The sequence below is a fragment of the Henriciella aquimarina genome, from assembly GCF_002088975.1.
GTDB lineage: Bacteria > Pseudomonadota > Alphaproteobacteria > Caulobacterales > Hyphomonadaceae > Henriciella > Henriciella aquimarina.
Map to the genome: position 1 here is coordinate 1 of NZ_NCST01000123.1, position 20,717 is coordinate 20,717.

Below are 20,717 nucleotides of genomic sequence, written 5' to 3' on the forward strand. Positions count from 1 at the left end.
CTTCATCATCGAGGCCTTCAGCCCCGGCGTGCCGCCATTCGACAGCTCCGACATCATCATCAGCTCGGCGGCCTCGAGCGCGCTGGCGCGCATCTCGGCAGAGGTCAGCCGGGCCTCGATACCAGGCTCCAGGGCGCCCAGATCGCGGGCCGTGCCCCGCAGGGCGGCCAGCCTCTGCAGCAGGCGCGGGCCATAGGACGAGCCGCCGCGCTCGAACTCGAGCAGGTATTTCGCGACCGTCCAGCCCTTGTCGACCTCGCCGATGACATTCGATTTCGGCACGCGCACATCGTCGAAGAAGACAGCATTCTGGATGTGCTCGCCCGACAGCATGATGATCGGATCGACGGTGACGCCGGGCGCGGTCATGTCGATGAGGATGAAGGTGATGCCCTGTTGCGGCTTGCCGGAGGCGTCGGTGCGCACCAGGCAGAACATCATGTTCGCTTCATGCGCGTGCGTCGTCCAGATCTTCGAGCCATTGCAGATGAAGGCGTCGCCATCGTCTTCGGCCGACATGGTGAGGGCCGCGAGGTCGGAGCCGGCATGCGGCTCGGAATAGCCCTGGCACCAGAAGTCTTCGCCCGACAGGATACGTGGCAGGTAATGCGCCTTCTGCTCGTCCGAGCCATGCCCGATCAGGGCCGGGCCGCACATGCCGATGCCCATGGGCGAGAGCGGCGGGGCGCCGGCCTTCGCCATCTCGACATCGAAGATGTAGTGCTGGGCGACACTCCAGTCGCAGCCGCCATGCTCCACTGGCCAGGACGGCGCCGCCCAGCCCTGCTCCACGAGGATCGCCTGCCAGGCCAGCGCGACCTCTTTCTCGGCATAGACGCTGGTCATGCGGGCCGCATAGCGTTTCAGCTCGGGGGTCAGTTTGTCGGCCAGGAAGTCGCGCACCTCTTCGCGAAAGGCCTCTTCGGCGGGGGAGAAATTCAAATTCATACGCGCCTCAAAACTAAAAACATTAGTTATTGCTTAGGGGCTTTGTGCATTATACTCAAGCCAAATAGCAATTCGGGATAGACGAATGACCAAGCCAGCCATGCTTGAGGGCGTCCGGATCATTGACATGACGAGTGTCGTTTTCGGGCCCTATGCCACGCAGATCCTGGCCGATCTTGGCGCCGACGTGATCAAGGTCGAGGCGCCGCAGGGCGACCAGTTTCGCTATTCTGGCAAGCCGGCGAAATCGCGGGGCATGTCGCCTGGCTTCATGGCGCTCAACCGGAACAAGCGATCCATCGTCCTCGACCTGAAATCGGATGATGACCGCGACGTCATGGCAGGCCTCCTGCGCACAGCCGACATGTTCATCCACAATGTCCGCCTCGACGCGGTCGAGAAGCTGGGCTTCGGGCCGGAGCAGGTGAAGGCAATCAACAGGGATCTCATCTATATCCATTGCGTGGGCTTTGCGTCCGGCGGGCCCTATGACGGCTTGCAGGCCTATGACGATGTCATCCAGGCCGCCTCCGGTGCCGCCACACTGGCGGGCCGGGTCGACGGAACCGGCAAGGCGCGTTACATCCCGTCGCTGATCGCCGACAAGGTGGCCGGTCTGCACGGGGCGCAGGCAGCCCTTGCAGCCTATATTCACAAGCTGCGGACGGGAGAGAGCCAGTTTGTCGAAGTTCCCATGTTCGAGGCGTTCAGCCAGTTCATGCTGGCCGAGCATCTTGGCGGGCTGACCTTCGACCCACCGAATGCGGATGTCGGCTATTTCAGACAGATCGATCCGGACCGCCAGCCCTTCCCGACAAAGGACGGCTATATCAGTATCGTCCCCTATACCCCGCAAAGCTGGGCCACGGTGTTCGAGGTGATCGGGGATCCGGACTTTCTGCAGCAGCCTGGCCTGACGACCCTGAAGGACCAGTTCTTCAACCAGCACAGGCTCTATCGGCGGCTGGCCGAAATGACCCCGACACGCCCGACCGCGGAGTGGGTCGAGCGCTTCCGCGCGGCCCGCATCCCGTGCATGCCGGTGCGCGACATGGCCGATATCCTGGAGGATCCGCAGCTCAGGCGCACCGGATTCTTCCGCTGGCGCGAACATCCGAGCGAGGGTGCCTGGTACGATATGACGCCGCCGATACGCTATTCAGGCTATGTCCGGCAGGATGACCGCCATCCGCCGACCGTCGACGAACAGGGCGAGGAAATCAGGGCAGAACTGGAGCAGATGAAGAGGGAGAAGACGTGATGTCGAGAACAGGACAGTGTCTGTGTGGCCAGGTGTCGTACCAGCTGGATGGCGATCCGATCGTAACGGCCGTCTGTCACTGCAAGAACTGCCAAAGACAGGCCGGCAGCGCGTTTTCAGTCATCGTGCTCGTGCACGAGTCAGCCTTGGATGTGCGAGGGGATCTTCGCACCTATGAGGATACCGCGGACAGCGGTGCGAAACTTGAACGGAAATTCTGCCCCATCTGCGGATCGGCCATGTTTTCAGTGCAGCCATCATCGCCCGGCACGATTATTATAAAGGCGGGCACCTTCGATGATGTGAACTGGCTGAAGCCGGTCGCACATGTCTGGTGCGCGAGTGCCCAGCCCTGGGTCGAGATAGGCGAGGGGGTGGCGAAGTTTCCTGGAAATGCGCCGACGGGCTAAGGCCTGCCGGCAGGCATATGGCGAGCGAGAAAGCCGAGGATAGCCTCCAGAAAAGCGTCGTTCTTGTCACCGGCGACCATATGGCCAGCGCCGCTTACATCTGCGACTTTGAGGGAGGGAAGACGGTCGCGAAATTCCTCAACCGTACTGTCGGTGACGACATCGCTCTTAAGGCCACGGACCAGGAGCAGGGGAAGCTCTGGAGCAGCTTCAAGTCCTTTGAATGTGCGCGCCATCAAGGCGCGCTCCTGATCGATGTCGATCTCGACCATGCCGGGATCCCAGTGCCAATACCACCGCCCATCACTGTGCTGGCGAAGATTGCGCTTCAACCCCGAAATGTCCTTGGGGCGCGGCCGGCTCGTATTATAGGCTGCGACGGCATCGGCCGCATCATCGAGCGTTGCAAACCCTTTTAGCCCGGCGGCCATGAAGTCCCGGACGCGCTGCATCCCTGCGCGCTCGGAATTCGGGGTGATATCCACGAGTATTAATGCATTTGGCCGGAACTCTTGACTGACCCCGTATAATGCTGTGGCGCCCCCCATGGAAGCGCCAACAATCGCGACGGGGGCCGAGGATTGTCGGCTGTCATTGACGATTGTCTCCATATCGGCCCACCGCCGCGACATGGGATAGCGATGGTCGGCAGACCAGTCACTTTCCCCGTGTCCGCGTGCATCGAAATTTACGACCCTGTATCCATGCTCGGCCAGACGCCTGAAAGCGCCGGACCATGAATGCCGGGTCTGCCCTCCGCCATGAGCCAGAATCACAAGGGGGGCATCGCGATGGCCCGCCGCGTCAGCGACGAGCCGCACGCCATCATCGGCCGTGAAAACCTGCCGCTCAACCATAGACCGGCATCCGCTTTTCCATGAACGCTGCGATGCCTTCGTGAAAGTTCGGGTCTTGTGCAGTCAGCATCTGGTTTCGGTCTTCAAGCGCCATCGCCGCCTCGAGTCCCTGCGCATCGATGGTGTGATTGAGGGCGTCCTTGGTAAGGCGCAGACCGAGCGGGGTCGCCCGCAGCATGTCTTCGGCAAACAGGGCTGCTTCATCGTCAAGGCGGGCGGCAGACGCAATGCGGCTCGCAAGGCCCATGGAGAGCGCCTGTTCGGCCTCGATAAACCGGCCGGTCAGCATGTATTCGCTTGCGCGCGAGAGGCCAATCATGCGTGGAAGGAAATAGGACACTCCCATATCGCATGCGCTGAGCCCGATCCGGATGAAAGCCGCATTCATGCGGGCCTCTTCGGACAGGAGGCGGATGTCTGAGGCCAGGGCGAGCGCAAAGCCTCCGCCACTGGCCGCACCCTGGATGCAACAAATTATGGGCTGAGGGCATCGGCGCATGGCGACGTAGATTTCTGCAATGGTCCGCTGACGTTGCAGCATGATGCTGGTATCGACCTGCCGGTCCTGATTCTCGGAGGCTTCCTTGAGGTCCAGCCCGGCGCAAAAGGCCTTGCCTGAAGCGCGCAGGACGACGACCCTTATAGATGGCTCCCAGTACAGTGCCTGAAACAGGTTCCGGAGGTCCGAAACGAACCTGCGATTCATCGCGTTGAGCTGGTCCGGGCGGTTCAGCGTTATCGTGAGGACGCCGGATTGTTCGCTCATCTTCACATGGTGTAATTGCAGGTCAGATAGCATGCCGCCAATCTCGTTCAAGTTTGCTTCTAAAAAACTAATTGTGAAAGGTAATGGTAGCGGGGTGTTCGACGACCTCCAAGCATCACCACGCGTAAAGAGGCTTGTCGGGACAGGGAGAGGGTCGGGATGTCTTGGGGAACACTCAGGACCGAGCCGCTTCGGCGAGGTCGGCTTCGCGGTCAAATATTCTGCCGGCGACGATGACGAGAAGGGCAGTCGTGAAAGCGATGAGGGAGAAAATACTCATGATCCGGAAAATCGGGACATCCGTTCCCAAGAGCCAGCCGCCGGCAAGCGGACCGATAATGGCCCCTAGTCTGGCCCAGGCAAGTGCTGCGCCCGATCCTCCTCCGCGCAAATGCTTTGGGTAACCCGCAGCAGCAACCGAATAGAGGGAGAATATACCGCCCGAAACGAAAAACCCCGTTAGGCCGCCGATTACATGCAGGCTCACCACATCCTTCGCGAAGGCGGTAGATACGAGGACAGGTATTATGGCAATCCAGCACAGGGCGATGGGAAGCTGGAAGCTGAAACGGTCACAGGCCCATCCCGTGGCAAAGATGCCAATCATCCCCAGTATGCCATAGCTCAGCATCACGCTCGCTGCCGTTTCCGGAGGATACCCCTTGACGGAAACAATCATGGGCAGCCAGATCGCAGCGAAGTAGGAGACGAGATAGGCGAGGGCGAATATTGCCCAGATAATCATGCTTCTCGCCCGGTATGTATCCGACAGGAGCTCGGCGATGAAGCTGGTGCGGGCCAGGGGAGTCCTTGCGGGTGGTGGGGCATTGTTGAAAGCGAGCAGAACGAGGGGGATACAAGCGAAGGCCGCAACACCGCCGCCCGTAAATGCGACTTGCCAGCCCATACCTCTCGAGAAGAGAGCGGCGGCGATAACAGCGCCCAGCGGAACACCCCAGAATATTGCAGCATTCGTTCGAAACGCCTTACCGGACGCAGCGACGTTGGCAGCAAGCGCGACGAGGTTGGGCAGTGCTATGCCGAATCCTATGCCTGTCAGCGTCCGGACAGCGAGAAAAGTCTCGAACGATCGGCAAAGAGGCGTGAGGAGGGTGAAGGTGCCAAACAGGGCGATGGCAGCCGCCAGGACCGTCTTGTGGCCGAAAACGTCGCCTGCGCGCCCGCCAACCGAGCTGCCGATCATGATGCCAAAGCTTACCGCCCCGAAAATCCAGCCGAGCGCGCCAGAACTGAAGCCGAGCTCAGGTGCGAAGCGCGGCGCGGAGATCGACAGGATCTGGATGTCGTAGCCTTCAATCGTCGCCACCAGAAAACAAGTTGCGACTGATAACCAGGTTGGCCTCGATGCGGGACCTGCGACCGCGTCAGAGGATGACATATGCAGCCGCCCTCACAAACAGATTATTCGCGGCCATCAGCTGAAATGGCTTTCGAGAAGGCGGTAATAGGCCGGGATGGCAGCTTCCAGGCCGGTATAGATCACATCATCGAGTGCCCCGGTCGACAGACCTTGCTGCGAGATCTCAGCGGCGCGAAAGTCCTCATTGCCGAATACATTTAGAACCATGTCATAGGACTTGCTGTAAAGCTCCTTCGCCTTTTCGTTGTCGGCTTCCTGACGGGTGAGCATGATATATTCGACGGTGCTGCGATTCGCCGCCTTCGGCATGATATACATCGCACTGATGTAATAAGGGCTCGTGATCACAACGAGGTTGGGAAATACGATATAGGAGAATGTCACCGACTTGTGGATATTCTCGCCTTCGACATCGAGCCCTTCGGGCGTGAAGTTGACCTTCCCTTGCAGCTGCCGGACGTTCAGTCCCAGGATTTCGTTTGCGTTCGGGACATCCGGGAACATGGGACCGACGGTGTTCGCGTGCAATCTGGTGACATGATAGCCCTCCAGGAAGGGTTCCAGAACGAGTTTCCAGTTGGCCTCGAGTTCGAACGTCTTTCGCCCATAGACTTCCATGCGCGGTATATCCAGCGCCTCGAAATCCTTGATCAGCTGTTGATCCATTCCCCCGAAATCCGGCTCGGCTGCGGGGTCCAGCATCACCCAGATGATACCGCCGGCCTCCTTGCAGGCCAGCTCCCGCAGCCCGCGGTTGGACTTGTCCAGTCCGATAATGCTCTCTTCGCGGGGAACGGCGATAAGTCGTCCGTCCGTGGCGAAGGACCAGGCATGATAAGGGCAGACCATAAGCTTACCCTTACGGGCTTCGCAGCCTTCCACCACCTTGGACCCCTTGTGCATGCAGGCATTCAGAAAAGCATGAACCTGGCCATTCTGGTCTCTTGTGACGACAATGGGAACGCCGTAGCCGTCATGCGGGAAATACGAATTCTTCTCTGGCAGCATTGCGCTCAAGGTTACGGGCACCGCGCGCTTGCGGAAAACATTTTTCTGCTCAAGCTCGAAACGCTCCGCAGCAGTAAACATCGCTGCCGGGCGGCGCTCGTTAATTGGCTCGGGTTTTGCGGCCTCATGAGCAGGAATGGCCCGGATCGCCCTTATCTGGTCTTCGCTCAGGTCGGTCAGGCACTGTACACGCTTGAGCTTGGGAGACGCTGACTCCTTTGTCGTGGGCCGCTCGCCGGTATCGATAATATTCATCCTGCGCTCCTGGGACACTTCTTGCTTTAAAAACTATGATCATTAGTTTAATGGAATTGGGGCGCTTGTCAAACGATTTCCGGTCACAGTTTGCGAGCCGGCGATCGTGTCGGCAGGCTGTCAATAGATGGGCGAGCCGATAAGGTTCGACGATGGGAGGCGGTAATGGGGCGACCGAGCAAGGCGCGCATTTCCAGAGCTCGGGCCGCCAGGGCGGCTCTTGAAACCATTGATGTCCAGGGGCTCCACGGGCTCAATCTGGAACGCGTGGCCAGGAAGCTTGGGGTAAGGGCGCCATCGCTTTATCATCACTTTCGCAACAAGTCGGAATTGCTGGCAGAAGTGGCGCTCTGCATATTGAGAGATGTCCGCCCCCGCATTCACAAGGATATGTCCTGGGAAGAGGCGATCATCCGTGTCGCGGTCGCCAGCCGGCGCGAAATATTGCTGCACCCTCACGCTGCCCCGCTTATGCTGGAGCACTTTCCGAAACACATTTTTCTCGAGCGTTACGACTTTTGGGCATCGTGGTGCCCTTATCCTGACGAGTTGAAGATGACGATCCTGGAAGCGACCGACAAACTCATGTTCGGCTCAGCGATGTTCGCTGCGGCGGCACGATCGAAAAAGACCTCCCAATTGCCGGAATTCGATCATGAGGCCTATCGCTATATCGCAGCGGCTGCGAATACTGGGCCGCAGGATGACGAAGAACTTTTCATCGGCGCACTTAAAGTAATCCTGGCGGGCTTACGCCATTATGCTGAGAATGATTATGCTTGGCCCAAATCGTTGGATGATGTTGTCCGGAGCGCTTCAAGGTAGCCGGGGCAGACCGTCTAGCGAACGCGCTCGAGATGGGCAGCCGAGGGGGCGTGCTTGTCCCGCATTGCTGGCTTGGACAGCTTGCCGGTTGCTGTACGAGGCATCGGCTGGTCCTCGATGACGACATAGCGCGGAACCTTGTAGTCGGCCAGCTGACCGTTGCAATGATCGATCAGGTCAGAAATATCCAGTTTGGCGCGGGTGTGGATTACAGCCATCGGCGTCTCACCAAATTTTTCATCCCTGGCCGCGATGACCAGAACCTCTTCCACGTCCGGATAGGTGGCGATGACGCGTTCCACCTCTGCTGCAGAGATGTTCAGCCCGCCCGATATGATGATATCCTTCATCCGGTCGACGAAGGTCAGAAGACCATCTTCATCGAGTTTGCCGAGATCGCCGGAATGGATCCAGCCATCCTTCAATGTGGCGGCGGTCGCCTCCGGGTTGTTCCAGTATTCGACCATATTGCCGGGACCCCGTATGATGATCTGTCCCACCTCGCCGGGAGGTAGACAATTGCCGTTTTCATCGATGATGGCGAGCTCGTTGAAGAGCCCGCCCAGACCGCATTTTTCAGGCTGGGTCCGGGCGAGATGTTCGGGCATGACCGTGCAGTTTCCGCCGCACTCAGTCTGTCCGTAGATCTGCCGGATGACGATACCCTTCTTCATCCACCGATCCTGCAGGGCTCGCGTCACGGGCGCGCCGCCACAGGTCGCGATCCTTATGGATGACAAGTCTGCTTGTTCGAATTCCGGCAAGGTCGAGACAGCCTCGAAAAAAATGGGAACGCCGCCAAATGCGTTTATCCTCTTTTCGACAAGAAGGTCGAGGAAGGTCTTCGGCTCGAAGGCCTTGAGAAAAAAGAGCGTGCATCCCTGTATCGTATAGTGCATCAACTGCACAAATCCCGCACCGGTGCTGAGAGGGGCGGGCACCACCACCCTCGATCCACTGGACAGACTCCTGTCCTCTATCTGGTTGGTGGCGACATATCCGGTGACGCTGCGATGAGAAAAGACCACACCTTTAGGCTTCGCGGTCGAGCCGCTTGTGGAAACAATAATGACGCGATCGTCCGGCCGGGGCGTATGGGAAATGTGCGGACGGGCGCCGTCCCTGAGCTGGGTGGCCACGTTGAGCGACAGGCACTCCACAGGGAGGTCGTCGAACTTTTTCAGCCTCTCGGCATCGGCAAAGACAAAGCTGGGCGTCGTGTCTTCCAGAATCTCTGACAGTTCGCTCTCAGTGTAGCGCATGTTCAGGGTGACAGCGATGCCGCCGGCACGAATGATGCCGAGGATGAGGGCACAGTATTCAAGGCTGTTGCCCGCGCAGATCGCGACCCGTTCCCCGGGCGCCAATCCACGTTTCAGGAGGTCCGAGGCGATGCGTTCAGCCCAGTCCCGGTATTCACGATAGGTGATGCGGTCGTCGCCGAAGTCGAGCGCCACCGTGTCCGGCGAAACCCGCGCCCACCAGTGAATGGCGTCATTAATCGTCTGCATGGAAAACGTCCCTATGCGGATATCTAACAGGAGCGGGTGGCGCACGCACCGTGTCGCCACCCAACCGGCTTTCCCTTGCCAGTGACTAGAAGTGGAGCTGGAACTCCAGGAACACTTCCATGGGGTTCTCGATGAAGGTGGACATGTCCGATACGACCCCACTCGTTGTGCCAGTTCCAGTGCCCCCGCTGAAGGGGATATCATTGGCTGTATTGGCAACCAGCTCGTCAGTGAGATTCTTGCCGATCAGCGCCACTTCCCAGCCCTGCTGGTCATTGATGAGGCGGAAGGCGGCGTCCCACTTTGCATAGGCATCCTGTACCGCGTCCGGGCGGAGCGTATCTGTGAAGTTGTACTCCGAAGAATAGCTCACATCCGTCGAGATCTGCGCCTTAAGGTTACCCGAAACCGGGAACTCGTAGGTGCCGCCGACACGTCCGGCCCATTCAGGCGCCTTGGGCGGCGTCCGGCCATTATAGTCCTGACTGGTATAGGCCCCGGTGTCGGCATTGAAGAGTTCGTCGCATCCTTGTGCGATCGTCTGGCCGCCATAGCATTGGCCGATATAGTCGGCATATTCGGCCTTGTTGTAGGCCAGCGCGCCGCGCAGGGTCAGGCCTTCAAGGGCATCGGGAATATAGGTGAAGTCGAACTCCGCCCCCGTTGTAGAAAGTTCACCAGCATTGTCGACGATCTGGCCGACCGTGACCGGGTCAAATTTCTGTACCTGAAGATCTTCGTACAGATAATCATAGACCGTGGCATTGAAGCTCAGCGAGCCGTCGAACAGCACCGACCGGATGCCCGCTTCGAACCCCTTTGCCGTTTCGCTATCATACTCGCCGGCTTCCACGCTGCTGGCAGGGGTCAGGGTTTGCGAAATATTGAAGCCACCTGACTTAAAGCCCTCTTTATAGGCGCCGTAGAGCGATATATTTGAGGTTGGCTGATAGCGAAGCGTGACCTGGGGCGAGATATTCTCGTCGGAGAAGTCGTCGTCCAGCCGGATACCTGCCGGGAAGGCAGCCGCAAATGCCGAGTGCGCCGGAAGAGACTCCTGATAGGAGTCACGCTCGTCACGGCTCCAGCGGGCGCCGGCGGCGAGTTCCCACTTGGGAAGAAAACTCCAGGTGCCTTCGGCGAAGACAGAATACGTGGAAGCGTCGAACCCGTTGTCACGCTTGAAGGTTGTGTAGGTCTGAGTCGCGGGATCGATCGGGACGGGGAAGATGTAGGCATCCGTATTGAAGATGAATTCTGATTCCGACAGGAAGCCGCCGAAGAGGAAGTTCAATGGACCGTCGAATTGCGTCTGGAAGCGAAGCTCTTCCGACCACTGATTGAAATCAGCAAGTTGCGTGAACGTGGAGGGATAGGCCTCGCCTGCAACGTTGTTCTGGTCGGTCTGCTTGAATTCATAATAGGAGGTAATGGAGGTTGCCTCGATTGCTCCAAGATTGGCAGCGCCCGTCAGGATGCCGAACTTTGAATCCAGATCCGCATACATCGAGCCGTCCGACTTGGTGTACCGGTAATTGGCATTGGCGACTTCCACTGGAATGGTTGAAGAGTCCGAGCGCCCGTCGATGCGGCAGTCTGCGTTCGGGCTGGGCGGAATCCCATTTGCGGTGGCCGGGGTCGTGCGTCCGCCGCCGCAGATCCGCTCGATCAAATCGGTCGGACCGCCGTCTTCGGTTGAGCTGGCGCCGAGCTTCAGTTCGAGGTCGAAGACGTCACTTGGCTCCCACTGCACGGTCAGCCTGCCACTCAGATCCTCCTTGAAACCACGCTTTTCGGAGTTTCTGTGGCGCTCGAAGCCCAATGGGTTAAGATAGGTCTGCGCGGCGGTATTCTCGAAGGGGCCTTCCCGGTCCGAATAGCGAAAGGCAAAGCGTGCCTTCAGCGTGTCGGTGAGGGGGCCTGAAATAAAGCCCTCGCCGTAATATTCTTCTGCCTCAAATCCGTAGCCGCCCTTGATGCCGGCTTCGAATGTGTCGGTCGGATCCTTGGTGGTGACGCTGATCAGGCCGCCTGTGGCATTCTTCCCGAAGAAGAGCGCCTGCGGCCCTTTCAGAACCTCGACCTGCTCGATATCGTATTGGCTGAGCCCGATCTCCCGCCCCCGGCTCATTGGAAGGCCATCGATATTGATGGAGACCGATTGGTCGAAACCGGCATTCAGCGTCGAAGAACCCACGCCACGCAGGAAGATGTTCGACGACGACCCGGAAGCTGCTCGGCCCATGACGAGATTGGGAACCAGGGTTGCGATATCGGTGAAATCTGTAACCGCATATTGGTCGAGCGTTTCACTCGAGACCGCCGTGATTGCGACCGGTGCGTCCTTGAGGCTTTCCTCGCGGCGGCGAGCTGAGACGGTGACAACGCCGAGCCGGCGCAAGCGTGCATCGGCTTCGGTCTCTGCGTCCGTATCCGCAGAAGCTCTCGCGGCAGGCTCTGCATCGCCATTTGATGTTTGTGCCCACGCGATGTCGCCGGCGAAGAGCGACAGGCTCGTGGCACCCAAGAGAGCAAGACGGAGTGCCGTGCCCGAAAATCTGGATGTGCATGTGGCTGAAGGTGTCTTGGTCATTCATTCCTCCCGTTTGAACCAAGCGCCTTTTGAGGGGCGGTTGCCTAATAACTTTAGTTTTAATTTTGTTTACACAGCTCTTCCGCCCCCAACAACCCGAAAACGTTTGGACGGCTTGAAAAAATGTACCCAGTGTTACCTCATCGCATCAGTTTAAGGTCCACTCGGGAGCGGTCAGTTTGCAATTAATCTATGCATGATTGGTGGGCGGAAGGCTGTGCTTGAGTGTGCTTGCTTACGGTTTCCAGACAAGCGGTAGCGATTCGAGCGCCATAACTGTGCCGGCCCGGCTGGTATGCCTGGTGTTGGGTTTGGTGGAAAATTCTGGAATTTTCCGCGTCCATTCCTCGACCAGAATGCGCAGCTCCATTCGCGCAAGATTTGATCCCAGGCACATGTGCGGACCGGCAGAAAATGTTATATGTGCCTGCGCCTTCCGGTCGGGGTCAAAGTCGTTGGGCTTTTCGAACCGGCGGCCGTCTCGCCCACCGAGGGGCAAGAGACAGAGCACCATGTCGCCCTCGCGAAAATCGAGACCAAACATTTCAAAATCATGAGTTACGATCCGGGGGGAGTTCACTACGGCAAAGCAGCGGATCGCCTCCTCGACGAAGGCCGGAATGATTTCAGGATCTTTCCTCAGGCGGGCCTGTAGTGCCTTGTCGGCGGCCAGGTGGCGAAAGGCGTAGCTCGCCACATTGGTGACGGTGTCCATGCCCCCGAGAAACATGATGAGGAGCATCGACTGAAGTTCCTCGAGTGTGACGGGCCGCCCCTCGATCTCGAAATTGACCATCTGGGAGATCAGATCGTCCTCCGGCTGGCTTTTGCGCATTTCGACGATTTCGGTCATCAGGGCGACGATCTTGCCGACAAGAATGCCCATTGTTTCATTGTCGCGCGTGTTGAAAAAGGCCTCTGCGATCTCACGAAACTCCTTCAGCCGGTTCAGCGGCATGCCCATCAGTTCCATGAAAACGGATACCGGAAACCGGGCAGAGACCTCCTCAACGAAGTCGCATTCCCCCCTTGCGGCCACGGCGTCGATAATTTCCCTGGCGAATTCCCGGACCCGCGGCTCCAGGGCCTGAACCGAATTCAGCGTGAAATATGGCATCAGCGCCTGGCGGTATGGGACGCTCTGGGGCGGGTCGAGGCTTAATGGAATAAAGACCGGTGGATTTTCAACGCGTGGAATCTGCATTTCGCGAACGGAGAAATGCTTATAGTCACGTAGGACCTTCACCATATCGTCAAAGCGCGTGAAGACCCAGTGGCCACCATTTCTTGGCGTATAGAAAATGTCGGGGGCATCATTGTGAAGCGTTGCGTAGGATTCGTGAAGATCTTCGGTGAAGCGGCTATCATTATAGATGTCCAGATCGAAGACGCGGTCTTCTGGGACATGCTCCGGCACGAAATGCGCGGGGATATCATTTGCCATCGTCGAATTCCTCCCAGTGCGAGTGAGACTATGATTGTTAGATAATTCACTGTGTGGCGCAAAAAATCAATGGCTCACTTAATTTCGTGCGCGATGATATCTCAGTGAGCGGAAGACATGCACAGCAATGTCTTGCCCGTTGCGTATAAACCTGATCATGTTAGGTTTTGGGCAGATCGGAAGGTTCGAGGGAGAGAATCGATGGCAGGATATGATTATGTGATAGTCGGAGCCGGCGCGGCAGGTTGTGTCATGGCAAACCGGCTGTCGGAAAATCCGGATGTCCGTGTGGCGCTGCTGGAGGCCGGTCCGAGAGATACCCATCCATTCATCAGGATGCCAAAGGGCATTATCAAGGTAATGGCCGATCCCGATCATATCTGGGGCTATTCGAGCGTTCCGGAAGAAACCAATGACAATACACCGGAATTCTGGGTGCGCGGGCGTGTTCTCGGCGGGTCGAGCTCGATCAACGGGATGATGTATGTCCGCGGCCAGCCGGCCGATTTTGATGCCATCGCCGAGGTTTCAAGCCAGGACTGGGATTGGAACCATATTGGCGCAGCCTATGCTGCGCTGGAATCCCACCAGCTGGGGACCGGCGAGACAAGGGGCGGAAGCGGGCCTCTCAAGGTCACCTTGCCGGACATCAAGGACACGATCACAAACGCCATGCTTGAAGCTGGCAAGGCCATGGGCTGGAAGGAGAAAGCCGATACAAATGCACCGGACGATATCGAGGGGATCGGTTACGCCCCGCGCACCATCCATAAGGGGCGCCGTCAGAGTGCTGCAACAGCGTTCCTCGATCCAATCCGGTCGAGGGACAATCTCGACATCATGACCGGATGCACGGTCGATCGCGTCATTTTTGACGGCAAGAGGGCCGTTGCGGTGGATGTCGTCCGTGACGGACAGAAGAGCCGTATCGAGACCCGGGGCGAGATCATTCTGTGCGGCGGCGCGCTCGCCTCGCCGAATATTCTCGAGAGATCCGGCATCGGCGACCCGGAACGCCTCGAGGCGCTTGGCCTGGATGTCCTGCACGCAAACCCGAATGTCGGCGAGAATCTGATCGAGCACCGGGCCATTCTCATCCAGTGGAAGCTCAACAAGGATATCTCGCATAACCGGAAATATCATGGTCTAGGCATGCTCCTGGCGGGCATGCAGTATTACCTGACCCGCAGCGGCCCAATGTCGGCGGCCTCCTATGAGCAGGTCGCATGGTTCAAGACACGGCCGGGTCTGAACCGTCCGGACGCGCAGCTCCTGTTTGCGCCGTTCAGCTTCGATTTCGACAAGCAGCGCCAGGATGTGGAACGCCACCCCGGTATCCATGTCTGCGCCTATCCACTCCGCCCGACATCGAAGGGGCATGTCCATATAACATCAGTCGACCTTGATGCCGCCCCCGAACTGCAGACCAATTATCGTGACACCGAAGAGGACCGGCGCGCCATGATCGGGACCGTCCGCACGGCCCGCGAATGGGCGCGCCAGCAGCCGCTGGCGCAATATATCGAAGCGGAGACCATGCCCGGTCCGGCATATGAGTCGGACGAGGACATCCTGAAAGCGTATGACCGTTTCGGAACGTGCGCCTATCATGCGGTTGGCACCTGCCGGATGGGGGCAGACGCGGAGACGTCGGTGGTCGATCCCAAACTGAGGGTGAGGGGCGTCGACGGGCTGCGGATCATCGATACCTCCATCATGCCGATGATCCCCTCAGGCAACACCAATGGCCCAACCATGGCCATGGCATGGCGCGCCGCCGACCTGATTCTTCAGGACGCAAAGACAAGCGAACCGGCCTGAGCTGGCTGGGGCGATATCTCAATCCATCAATATTCAAGTCCGGTTGCCGTGGCGGCCGGTCAAAAGGAGCAAACAATGGCCAGGATTCCGTATCCACAAAATCTGACGGCAGAGACCCGGGAAAAACTTTCCAGACTCGGCAATCTGAATGTCACCCGAATGATGTCGCACGCCGAACCGGTCATGGATGCGTATGCGAAGCTGGGCGTGGCGATCCTTCGCAGGAGCAAGCTCGATCCGAAGCTTCGGGAGATCGCCATTCTCAAGATCGGCCTCTTGTGTGAATCCGAGTATGAGTGGCATCAGCACGAGCCTTATGCCCGTGCGGTGGGGGTCTCGGAAGAGGCCATTGGGGGGCTGGCTTCCGGCGAGCTCGACCCGCTATCCGAGATGGAAAAACTTGTTGCCGCCTTTGCAAGCGAGACCTTTTTGCAAAAACGGGTCAGCGACGAAACCTTCAAGGCGATTTCCAGGCACTTGTCGCATGAAGAGCTCGTGGAACTGAGCCTCACCTGCGGCTACTACATCATGACGGCAGGCTATCTCAGGACATTCGACATCGAGATCGAAGACGGGCCAGCGCTCGGTCACACCGTTGCCCAGTCGTCAAAGTGAGCGAGGAGACAGGCTTATGAAGACAGCTGACAAATTCTTTATTGGCGGCCAATGGGTCGAGCCGGACTTGGCGCGCCGGTTTGATGTGGTCAATCCGGCAACCGAGGACGTCGTCGGCCATGTCGCGCTCGGCAATGCCACAGATCTCGACAAGGCGGTCGAGGCCGCCCATCAGGCGTTCGACTCCTGGTCCCGGACCAGCCGGGAGACGCGCGCGGCGCTGTTGCGCAAGGCCGCCGACATCTTCAAGGGCCGCTGGCATGAGGTAAGCGCTGCGATCACCGAAGAGATGGGGGCGCCAGCGACCTTTGCCCACCAGGTGCATGCTGGGGTTGGCATGGTCCATCTGAAAACGGCGTCAAAGATCGTGATGGATTATCCCTTTTCGAAGCGGCGGGGAAAGACGCTTATCGTCCAGGAGCCGATCGGTGTGTGCGGTATGATCACGCCGTGGAACTGGCCGATCAATCAGATTGCGGCCAAGGTCGCCCCCTGCCTGGGCGCGGGATGCACCATGGTGGTGAAGCCTTCGGAGTTCTCGCCTTTCTCGGCAAAAATCTGGACCGAGATACTGGAAGAGGCCGGGTTTCCGGCGGGGGTCTTCAATATGGTCTATGGGGATGGTCCGGGGGTCGGACAGGCCATGTCGGGCCATCCGGGAATCGACATGATTTCCTTCACGGGCTCGACGGCGGCCGGCATCGATGTCGCGCAGAGGGCGGCGCAGACGGTCAAGCGCGTCTCGCAGGAACTCGGGGGAAAATCGCCCAATATCATTCTGGACGATGGCAGCTTCGAGCTCGGCGTGACGGAAGGGGTCAGGTCCGTCATGAGCAATGCGGGCCAGTCCTGTAACGCCCCGACGCGCATGCTCTTGCCGGCATCACGCTATGAAGAAGGGGTCGAGATCGCCGTCCGGGCGGCCAGGGCACTGCGGATCGGAGATCCTGCCGACCCCGAAACGGAACTCGGTCCTGTGGCCTCAATCCAGCAATGGGATAAGGTGCAACGCCTGATCCAGACCGGACTTGATGAAGGCGCCACACTGGCCGCGGGCGGGCCAGGACGGCCTGACGGGTTCAGCAGGGGCTTTTATGCTCGGCCGACGGTCTTTTCCGATGTCGACAATGCCATGACCATTGCCCAGACAGAGATATTCGGTCCGGTGCTTTGCGTGATTCCCTACAGGGATGTGGACGATGCGATCCGGATTGCGAATGATACCCGGTATGGCATCGCTGCCTATGTGTCCGGCGACGATGAGGACATGGTCGAGGCGATCGGGTCCCGATTGCGCGCTGCGCAGGTGAATTTGAACCGGGCGGGACCGGACCCTATGGCGCCCTTCGGTGGCTACAAACAGTCAGGCAATGGGCGCGAATGGGGCGATCACGGCTTCCACGAATATCTCGAGATCAAGGCCATTCTAGGCGCCAGACAGCCTGAACCGGAGATCGCATGAGCGGCTCCGGTTCATCCTCGCGGTTACTTCACCGACGGCTCGACGGACACCTTCACTGAATCAATGACGCCCGTGAAAGGGAAGCGGCCGTCATAGCCTGCCGCACTGGATCCAGTGTCGCTGCCAATATCGAAGGTCTCGTTCGAGGTAAACAGGAAGACGGGCAGGGGGCCGGGCACGGCGCCTGTTGCTACCGTTCGGCCGCTGACCTCGATCTCGACGTCGGCGCCATCCTGGCGGCGCTTGAAATCGAGAGAAATGCTCGCTGGACCCGCTTGCAAGGCTTCGCTGGACGATAATTGTGTCGTCACAAGATCAATGTTCCTGAACGTGAAATGCGGCCGGCCATCTTCAAGATAGAAGCTCATGCCGCCATTGTGTCCGCCGATCGCCATCAGGACCCCATTGGTCCGCTCCGGCAAGTCCACCTCGGCCGTGACAGAAAAGGAGTGAGTCTGGACCGGCGGAGCAAGCGCCTCGGGAATGCGCTCGACGGGTCCGTCATATGTCCAGCGATAATCGTGCTCTGCCATCCTTTCCGCTGCGGCCTTGGCCTGCAGGCGTTGCGCGTCGCCAGTGTTGGCCAAGGGGAAGACATTGTATTTCTGTGCCTGCTCCTGGAAAATTTCGACAAGGCCGGCGAGCTTGTCAGGCTTTTTTCCGGCGAGATCGACGCGTTCATTGATGTCATCAGCGATATGGAAAAGCTGCCACGTATCGGTCTCCAAGGATGGCGGCGTTGTGAAGTCCCAGGTCTTCAGCCGGTGAGGGACGACAGCCTTCCAGCCATCGGCGTAGATGGCCCGGTTTCCGTACATCTCGTAATACTGGACAGTCCTCGAGGATGGTGCGTCAGCCTTGTTGAAGGTCCGGGCGATGCTGGTGCCGTCGAACGGGATCTGTTCGGTTCCATTGATCTCGGCTGGCGGTTCGACCCCGGCGCTCTCGAAGACGGTGTCGGCGATGTCGATCGCGTGGAGATACTGGTTTCGCTGCTCGCCCTCGGCTGCGATGCCTTTTGGCCATGAGACGATCATCGGCACGTGCACAGCCCCTTCATAGGCGGTCTGCTTGTAGTACTGGAAGGGCGTATTGCCGGCGACGGCCCAGCCCATTGGATAGTGCGGATAGGTGTCCGGCCCGCCCCATTCTTCATAATGCTCCAGATTCTCCTCGACGCCGGGATAACGCCCGTTTGCCATGAGGAATTCGCTATATAGCCCATCGGGCGCGCCTTCGGCGCTGGCCCCGTTGTCGGCAATGACGATGATGAGGGTATTGTCGAGTTCGTTGCGCGCTTTCATCGAGGCGAGGATGCGGCCGAATTCATGATCGGCGTGGGTCAGCTGGGCGGCAAAGACTTCCATCGCACGCGCATAGCTTTTCTTCTGGTCTGCGCTCAGATCTTCCCATGCCGGCATACCCTCCGGCCGGGGTGGAAGTTCGGTTTCGGCGGGCACGATCCCGAGCGATTTCTGACGGTCCAGGGTTTTCTCGCGTACAGTGTCCCAGCCTTGGTCGAACCTGCCCCGGTAGGCAAGCCGGTAGGACTCAGGGGCCTGATGGGGGGAATGCACGGCGCCGGTCGCCCAGTACATGAAAAATGGGCGGCGGTCGGGTTTGGAGTCGCGCAGGCCGATCCAGTCGATCGCCTTGTCGGCCATGTCGCTTGTCAGATGGTAGTCCGGATCCTCGGGCAGCTGGACAGGTGTGTGATCGGACCAGAGCACCGGGGAAAAATTGTCGGCATCATAGGTCAGGAAGCCGTAGAATTTGTCGAAGCCCTGTCCGCTTGGCCAATAGGTGAACGGGCCGGCCTGGGAGCTGTGTTCGGGAGGCAGGTGATCCCACTTGCCAATCGCATAGGTCAGATAGCCGGCCTGTTTCAGATTGGCGGCAATGGTTCCCGCTCCGCGCGGTACCCGGGCATCATGGCCCGTAAAGCCGATCGACATGGCCGAATGACCGCCGATATGAACTGTATGGGAATTGCGCCCTGTAAGAAGGGCGGCGCGGCTGGCCGAGCAGATCGGCGTGGTGTGGTAGTTGGTGTAAACCAGGCCATTGGCGGCAAGCGTGTCGAGGCTTGGTGTGTCTATCGGGCCGCCAAACGCGCCGAGTTGTCCAAACCCCAGATCATCGATCATCCAGACCAGGACATTGGGAGCGTCTTTCGGAGCCCCGGTCCGGGGTATCGGATAGGGGTCGGAGTCAGAGACATACTGATTGATAACCGGTGCCTGGGCAGCCGCGGGCAAGGAAAGCCATGTTCCGGAAATGCCTGCGATGAGCGCTGCACTTCCGAGTGTTGAAATCATTCGGGCCGATATGGCGTTTCCTCATAATTTTTGATATCTAATGCTAATAGATATTGTTGGAATTGAAAAGGGTGAGGTGGAATGACTCCTGGCGTTTGTGAATTGAGTGGCCTTGGCACAAACCGTATTCTCGTGATCGGCGGTGGTCAGGCGGGTGCGCAGGCGGTGCAGTCGCTGCGGCTGTTCGGCTATGAAGGCGCGATCACCCTGGTCGGCGACGAGGCGGCGCTGCCCTATCAGCGCCCGCCGCTGTCGAAGGCCTACATGAAGGGCGAGCTCGGCGAGGAACGGCTCTATTTCAAGCCTGCCGCCTGGTATGAGGACAACAAGGTCGAGACGCTGCTTTCCCAGCGCGTGGAGTCGATCGACCGTTCGGCGCGCGAGGTGCATCTCGAACATGGCGGCCACCTGGCTTATGACGCGCTGATCATCGCCACCGGCTCGCGCCCGCGGCCCGTGCCGGTCGAGGGGGCGGAACTGAAGAATGTCTTCGACCTGCGCACCCTGGCCGATGTCGAGCATATCCAGCCAAAAATGATGGACGGCCAGAAGCTGGTCATTGTCGGGGCGGGCTATATCGGGCTCGAGGCGGCCGCCGTGGCGCGCCAGCTCGGCCTCGAGGTCACCGTGCTGGAAATGGCCGAGCGCGTGCTCTCGCGGGTCACCAGCCCCGTCATTTCCGAATTCTACCAGGACCTGCACAAGGAACACGGCGTCGATATCCGGCTCGGCGCGCGGCTCGACAAGCTCGTTGGCGAGGATGGCAAGGTCACCCATGCGGTGCTCGCGGGCGGCGAGGCGATCGAAGCCGACATGGTGCTGACCGGCATCGGCATCCTGCCGAATGTCGAGCTCGCCGAAGCGTCCGGCCTGCCGGTGCGCGACGGGATCATCGTCGACGAAGACGCGCGCACCTCCGACCCGCATGTCTTTGCCGCGGGCGACTGCACGGTGCGTCCGCTGGCCCATTATGCCCGCACGGGGCGGCTCGAAAGCGTCCACAACGCCATCGAGCAGGGCAAGCTGGCGGCGGCCGCCATCATGGGCCGAGAGCGCCCGAAGCTCGACTGCCCGTGGTTCTGGTCAGACCAGTATGACGTGAAGCTGCAGATCGCCGGCCTCTCCATGGGCCATGACACGGTCGTGGTGCGCGGCGACCCGCAGGCGAAGAAGTTCGCGGCCTTCTATCTGAAGGGCGGCCGGCTGATCGCCGTGGACGCGGTCAACAGCCCGCCGGAATTC

16 protein-coding genes are annotated in these 20,717 nt (G+C 59.3%); 7 read left to right on the forward strand and 9 right to left on the reverse strand.

From position 1 onward, the window contains the following. Positions 1-948 (reverse strand): acyl-CoA dehydrogenase family protein (locus B8784_RS19350; protein ID WP_084399724.1); only part of this gene is annotated, 948 nt, incomplete at its 3' end. Positions 949-1,033: 85 nt separating this feature from the next. Here B8784_RS19350 and B8784_RS19355 point away from each other — a divergent pair. Together B8784_RS19355 and B8784_RS19360 are read left to right on the forward strand one after the other, a co-directional pair. Further along, complete coding sequence (locus B8784_RS19355) at positions 1,034-2,209, forward strand: CaiB/BaiF CoA transferase family protein (protein ID WP_084399726.1); 1,176 nt, start codon at positions 1,034-1,036, stop codon at positions 2,207-2,209. Further along, positions 2,209-2,619: a GFA family protein gene (locus tag B8784_RS19360; RefSeq protein ID WP_084399728.1), complete on the forward strand. Its 411-nt coding sequence runs from the start codon at positions 2,209-2,211 to the stop codon at positions 2,617-2,619. The genes B8784_RS19355 and B8784_RS19360 overlap by 1 nt, the downstream gene beginning before the upstream one ends. On the opposite strand, the gene B8784_RS19365 is transcribed toward B8784_RS19360, so the two are convergent. From B8784_RS19365 to B8784_RS19380, 4 genes are all read right to left on the reverse strand, one after another. Then, on the reverse strand, positions 2,616-3,476 hold the full coding sequence (locus B8784_RS19365; RefSeq protein ID WP_084399730.1) for an alpha/beta fold hydrolase: 861 nt from the start codon (positions 3,474-3,476) through the stop codon (positions 2,616-2,618). The genes B8784_RS19360 and B8784_RS19365 overlap by 4 nt on opposite strands. Then, positions 3,469-4,242: an enoyl-CoA hydratase/isomerase family protein gene (locus B8784_RS19370; RefSeq protein WP_084399754.1), complete on the reverse strand. Its 774-nt coding sequence runs from the start codon at positions 4,240-4,242 to the stop codon at positions 3,469-3,471. Before B8784_RS19370 ends, B8784_RS19365 begins: the two co-directional genes overlap by 8 nt. 175 nt (positions 4,243-4,417) lie before the next feature. Continuing rightward, complete coding sequence (locus B8784_RS19375; protein ID WP_084399733.1) at positions 4,418-5,641, reverse strand: MFS transporter; 1,224 nt, start codon at positions 5,639-5,641, stop codon at positions 4,418-4,420. Positions 5,642-5,677: 36 nt separating this feature from the next. Continuing rightward, complete coding sequence (locus B8784_RS19380) at positions 5,678-6,886, reverse strand: aromatic ring-hydroxylating oxygenase subunit alpha (protein WP_084399735.1); 1,209 nt, start codon at positions 6,884-6,886, stop codon at positions 5,678-5,680. A gap of 165 nt (positions 6,887-7,051) precedes the next feature. On the opposite strand from B8784_RS19380, the gene B8784_RS19385 reads away from it, so the two are divergent. Next, positions 7,052-7,711, forward strand: a complete 660-nt coding sequence (locus B8784_RS19385; protein WP_084399738.1) for a TetR/AcrR family transcriptional regulator — start codon at positions 7,052-7,054, stop codon at positions 7,709-7,711. 14 nt (positions 7,712-7,725) lie between these two features. Here the strand turns inward: B8784_RS19385 and B8784_RS19390 are convergent, their stop codons facing one another. The 3 genes from B8784_RS19390 to B8784_RS19400 all read right to left on the reverse strand — a co-directional run bounded on the left by B8784_RS19390 (position 7,726) and on the right by B8784_RS19400 (position 13,232). Then, complete coding sequence (locus B8784_RS19390; protein WP_233356249.1) at positions 7,726-9,267, reverse strand: class I adenylate-forming enzyme family protein; 1,542 nt, start codon at positions 9,265-9,267, stop codon at positions 7,726-7,728. A gap of 40 nt (positions 9,268-9,307) precedes the next feature. Next, positions 9,308-11,815, reverse strand: coding sequence for a TonB-dependent receptor (locus tag B8784_RS19395; protein ID WP_084399742.1), 2,508 nt, complete (start codon positions 11,813-11,815; stop codon positions 9,308-9,310). A gap of 235 nt (positions 11,816-12,050) precedes the next feature. Continuing rightward, positions 12,051-13,232: a cytochrome P450 gene (locus B8784_RS19400; RefSeq protein ID WP_233356250.1), complete on the reverse strand. Its 1,182-nt coding sequence runs from the start codon at positions 13,230-13,232 to the stop codon at positions 12,051-12,053. Positions 13,233-13,460: 228 nt separating this feature from the next. On the opposite strand from B8784_RS19400, the gene B8784_RS19405 reads away from it, so the two are divergent. From B8784_RS19405 to B8784_RS19415, 3 genes are all read left to right on the forward strand, one after another. Further along, entirely contained in the window at positions 13,461-15,080 is a 1,620-nt protein-coding gene (locus tag B8784_RS19405) for a GMC family oxidoreductase (RefSeq protein ID WP_084399746.1), read from the forward strand. Positions 15,081-15,155: 75 nt separating this feature from the next. Further along, positions 15,156-15,695 (forward strand): carboxymuconolactone decarboxylase family protein, encoded by a 540-nt coding sequence (locus B8784_RS19410; RefSeq protein WP_084399748.1) that lies wholly within the window; start codon positions 15,156-15,158, stop codon positions 15,693-15,695. Between the two features lie 16 nt (positions 15,696-15,711). Beyond that, positions 15,712-17,157 carry an aldehyde dehydrogenase family protein gene (locus B8784_RS19415; protein ID WP_084399750.1) on the forward strand — a complete coding sequence of 482 codons (1,446 nt, stop codon included), beginning with the start codon at positions 15,712-15,714 and terminating at the stop codon, positions 17,155-17,157. Positions 17,158-17,180: 23 nt separating this feature from the next. On the opposite strand, the gene B8784_RS19420 is transcribed toward B8784_RS19415, so the two are convergent. Next, positions 17,181-19,415 (reverse strand): arylsulfatase, encoded by a 2,235-nt coding sequence (locus B8784_RS19420; protein WP_158085753.1) that lies wholly within the window; start codon positions 19,413-19,415, stop codon positions 17,181-17,183. A 141-nt stretch (positions 19,416-19,556) separates the two neighbouring features. Here B8784_RS19420 and B8784_RS19425 point away from each other — a divergent pair. Further along, on the forward strand, positions 19,557-20,717 hold a 1,161-nt coding region (locus B8784_RS19425), incomplete at its 3' end, for an NAD(P)/FAD-dependent oxidoreductase (RefSeq protein ID WP_084399756.1).